Origin of the sequence: Desulfofundulus sp. (assembly GCF_049701015.1) — a bacterium.
GTDB lineage: Bacteria > Bacillota > Desulfotomaculia > Desulfotomaculales > Desulfovirgulaceae > Desulfofundulus.
This window is the reverse complement of record NZ_JBNATZ010000223.1, coordinates 1-4,133: the sequence shown is the minus strand read 5'-3', so window position 1 is coordinate 4,133 and position 4,133 is coordinate 1. Positions and strand designations below refer to the sequence as shown.

At 55.1% G+C, this 4,133-nt stretch carries 4 protein-coding genes; all 4 read right to left on the bottom strand.

Features of this window, described 5'->3' with window-relative positions:
• Nucleotides 1-2: 2 nt before the first annotated feature.
• Nucleotides 3-620: a flavodoxin family protein gene (locus ACPLUI_RS11930; RefSeq protein ID WP_424660483.1), complete on the bottom strand. Its 618-nt coding sequence runs from the start codon at nucleotides 618-620 to the stop codon at nucleotides 3-5.
• A gap of 128 nt (nucleotides 621-748) precedes the next feature.
• Complete coding sequence (gene thpR, locus ACPLUI_RS11925; RefSeq protein WP_424660482.1) at nucleotides 749-1,339, bottom strand: RNA 2',3'-cyclic phosphodiesterase; 591 nt, start codon at nucleotides 1,337-1,339, stop codon at nucleotides 749-751.
• A gap of 2 nt (nucleotides 1,340-1,341) precedes the next feature.
• On the bottom strand, nucleotides 1,342-2,343 hold the full coding sequence (locus ACPLUI_RS11920) for an HD-GYP domain-containing protein (RefSeq protein WP_424660481.1): 1,002 nt from the start codon (nucleotides 2,341-2,343) through the stop codon (nucleotides 1,342-1,344).
• Between the two features lie 248 nt (nucleotides 2,344-2,591).
• Nucleotides 2,592-4,133, bottom strand: a 1,542-nt coding sequence (locus tag ACPLUI_RS11915) for a putative PEP-binding protein (RefSeq protein WP_424660480.1), incomplete at its 5' end; no start/stop codon positions are given.

The following is a 4,133-nucleotide window of genomic DNA, read 5'->3' as shown; positions in this document are numbered from 1 at the left end:
TCCTACCCGGCCGTCACCCGGGACCTGTCACGCAGTCCCCGGGTAGCCAGGGCTACTTCCACTACCCGCCGGGCCAGGATCCGGGCCCGCTGCAGTCCCAGGGTATCCTCGCTGGCAGGATCCTGGGCACAGGCCCCTTGATGCCCGGCGTCATCCTCCAGGTAGCCGTCCCCCACCACAGTCATTCCCTGGCAAAGCATCATGTCATGCATAGCCCGCAGGGCAGTTTCCTGCCCGCCAAAGCGGGCACCACCCACGGTCAAGGCCCCTCCAACAACATTCAAGAGAGCCTTCTCCCGGCGCAAAACACGGGTACGGTCCCAAAAAGACTTCAGGTGAGATGATACGGTACTGAAATATACGGGGCTACCCATAATAATGCCATCAGATCTGCGCATTAAATTGAAGACATCTTCCAAACGGGTCCCGGCAAAACACTTCCCGGAACAGGGCTCGGAGCAGACAGTGCAGTAAGGTACCTTTAATTCCGCCAGCAACTCGGATACCTGACAGAAAACAAACTGTGCACCTGCCGCTTCCACTACTTCCCTGGTGGCCAGCAACATCTGAGCAGTACTCCCCGACCGGCGGGGGCTGCCGTTAATAGCCACAACCAGCATATTCATACCCTCTCTTTAAGGACTTAAACTAAATTATGACCCCAAATTTACATCTTATTAAGTTAGACTTTGAAAATCTGATTCCCTTCTTTGAGATTTTTTTAAAAATTATGCCTTGCTAAGCGAATTTAGACCTTTAGCGAGCTTTTCAGACGAATTTGACCCCTCAAGGCGTATATCGGGCCGGTGCGGGTAAGCTCGCTCTGCATTAAATCTAAAGAAGCAACTTGAACCGTCCCAAGGTGGGCACAGCTATCTCCAAGTTCACGCACCCGCACCATAAGCTCCTGCGTCCCCCGGGTGGAACGTAATCTGGCCAGCGTTAAATGGGGAGAAAAAGGACGATCCGGTAAAGGAATCCCGAAAGGCACCATCGCCTCGCCCACCAGACGGTAGATATCCCGCAACCGGTTCACTCCACCGGTAACACCGGCCCAGAGAATCCGGGGGCGGCGGGGATCCGGAAAAACGCCCAGGCCACCCAACTGTACGGCAAAAGTCTTTTGGGCAAACAGGACCTCTTGAGCAGCAGAAATTAAGGCATTAAGAAGTGAGACCTCCACTTCCCCCAGAAAGTGCACGGTCAAGTGCAGGTTTTCCTTTCCCACCCACCTGGCATCGGCCCCGACCTCCTGCAACTGTCTTTGAAGTCCCCAGAGCCGCTCTTTTATAGATTCGGGAAGGTTTATAGCCCAGAAAAGACGCAAGGTTTTACCCATCTTCAATCCTCTTTCCCGCCTTGATACGCGCCTAAAATATGCATGAAAGCTTCCACCACCCGGGGGTCGAACTGGCCCCCGGCATGCCGTTTCAATTCGCTGATAGCCACTGGGACCGGCAGTGCCTTGCGATAGCTCCGGTCCGAAGTCATCGCGTCAAAAGCGTCGGCCACAGCCAGGATGCGGCTGAGCAGAGGGATTTCTTCACCCCGCAGCCCTCGCGGGTAACCCCGGCCATCATAACGTTCATGGTGGGCAAGCACTACCGGTACCACATGCTCCAACCAGCTGATATGGGATAAAATAGTGGCTCCCTTTTCCGGGTGACGGGTAATCTGTTCAAACTCCTCCTCTGTCAGTGCCCCCGGCTTGTTGAGGACATTTTCCGGCACGCCGATTTTACCAACGTCATGCACGATACCGCATATGTAAGCCAGATCGACCTCTTTTTCACTTAACCCGAGGGCCTCCGCTATCAGACGGGCATACTCCGCTACCTTCTCACTGTGACCCATGGTGTATTGATCCCGGGCACCTATAGCCTCGGCGAAGGCATAGATGGTTTCAAACTGCTCGGAGACCGTGGTCAGGCGGTTCATAACCGTTGCCTTTAACAGCCTCCGGTCCCGGAGGAAATTATGGTAGATGGCACAGGCTCCCACCACCCTTCTCTCCTGATCCCGGAGGATGGAAGTATCAACCAGGAAAACCTTTGGCAAAACATCCAGCGCCGTTCTAATTTCTTCGGGACGCAGGGAGAACTCGCGGCCCGTTTCCAGCGTCTCAATCAAGGCGCTGGAATACCTGCCCCTGTGGTCAAATTTTCCCCCCCCGTAAAGGCTTTCAATCAAGGAACGGGAAATAACCTCCTCTTTTTTAACACCCAGTTCCCTTTCGGAAGTATTGTTCAGATAAATCAAAATTCCACTGGCATTAACAACCACCACCGGACAGGGTAGGGCATTTAAAGCCAGGCGTTCCAACGATGCAGTTTCACCATCCATACCGGGTCCCCTTCCCATAAAAACAATAGCGCTATAATCTTTCTCTATTTGTCGCCTTTTTCCTGTAACAAAAATCTCTAAAAATATCAACCCTCCCCGGAGGGAGGGTACAAATAACGTCAGGGGACACCTTTGAGCAGCTGGTGAATTCACTTATACAGCAACCGCTGCCCTCTCACCGCAGTACCCGGGTGTCACTCTCAATTATTCACCTGAGCTTCTTCAGGTACTGCGTCGTGCAAGCGGACTCAACCGTTCTTTACCCTGGCCCGGGCTGCAGCCAGACGAGCAATGGGAACCCGGAACGGAGAACAACTCACATAGTTCAACCCTATGCGGTGGCAAAACTCAATGGAACCGGGCTCGCCACCATGCTCCCCGCAGATACCGATGGTCAAACCGGGTTTGGTCCGGCGTCCCAGCTCGACGCACATCTTCATCAACTTGCCCACACCGGCCTGGTCCAGGACGATGAAGGGATTTTCCGGCAAGATCTTTTTCTCCACATACTCGTGCAGGAATTTGCCCTCGGCATCATCCCGCGAAAAACCAAAAGTGGTCTGGGTCAGGTCATTGGTACCAAAGGAGAAGAAATCGGCTTCCCGTGCAATTTCATCGGCCAGCAGGGCTGCGCGAGGTATTTCTATCATCGTCCCGACGCTATACTCAAATCTTATACCCGTTTCCTTCATGACCTGTTCAGCTACTTCGTCAACCAGCTGGCGTAACAAGGCCAGCTCCCTCACCTCACCAACCAGGGGGATTTCCACTTCCGGAAATACCTTCACGCCCTCTTTCACCAGTTGGGCCGTGGCCTGGAAGATGGCCCTGGCCTGCATGGCGTAAACCTCCGGGAAGGTTATGCCCAGACGGCAACCCCGGTGACCCAGCATGGGGTTGAATTCCGCCAGCGCCCGAACTTTTTTCAACAGTTCCTCTTTTTTCCGCAACTCTTCTTCGTCGCCACCGGTGAGCCGCAGGCGGGTTATTTCCACGGCCAGTTCTTCTGCATTTGGCAGAAATTCATGCAGAGGAGGATCCAGCAAGCGGATGGTAACCGGCAGGCCCTCCATGGCCTTCAGGATGCCGTAGAAGTCCCCCTGCTGCATGGGTAAAAGTTTATCCAGAGCGGCCTGGCGCTCGCTTGTGGTGGTGGCCAGGATCATCTCCTGTACTATGGGCAGCCGGTCCGGAGCCATGAACATGTGCTCCGTACGGGTCAGGCCGATACCTTCAGCCCCGAAGGACCGGGCTTTCGCAGCATCTTCCGGGGTATCAGCATTGGCTCTCACACCCAGAGTACGGATCTCATCGGCCCACTGCAGCAACTCAAGAAATTCGGGGGAAAGCTCGGGATCGATCAGAGGCACCTCTCCCAGCATGACCTGTCCGGTCGACCCGTCTATGGAAATGACATCTCCCTTTTTGACCACCAGGTCATTGACACGGAATTCCCCTGCTTCGTAGTCAATGCGGATGGCCTCGCAGCCGCAAATGCAGGGCTTGCCCATCCCACGGGCCACCACTGCCGCATGGCTGGTCATCCCTCCCCGGGAGGTAAGTACTCCCTGGGCGGCCACGATACCGTGGATGTCATCGGGAGTGGTTTCCGTGCGAACCAGGATAATTTTTTCACCCTGGCTGCCCAGCAGTTCAGCCTCGTCGGCGTCAAAAACAACCCTGCCGCTTGCGGCACCCGGGGAAGCAGGCAGACCTCTGGCCACAACCTTTACGTTGGCCCGGGGGTCGATACGGCGGTGCAGCAGCTGATTCAGCTGGGCGGGCTCCAC

Coding starts and splice junctions, on each gene's coding strand:
- ACPLUI_RS11930 (WP_424660483.1), bottom strand. CDS start 620: ATGCTGGTTGTGGCTATTAACGGCAGCCCCCGCCGGTCGGGGAGTACT.
- thpR (WP_424660482.1), bottom strand. CDS start 1,339: ATGGGTAAAACCTTGCGTCTTTTCTGGGCTATAAACCTTCCCGAATCT.
- ACPLUI_RS11920 (WP_424660481.1), bottom strand. CDS start 2,343: ATGGATGGTGAAACTGCATCGTTGGAACGCCTGGCTTTAAATGCCCTA.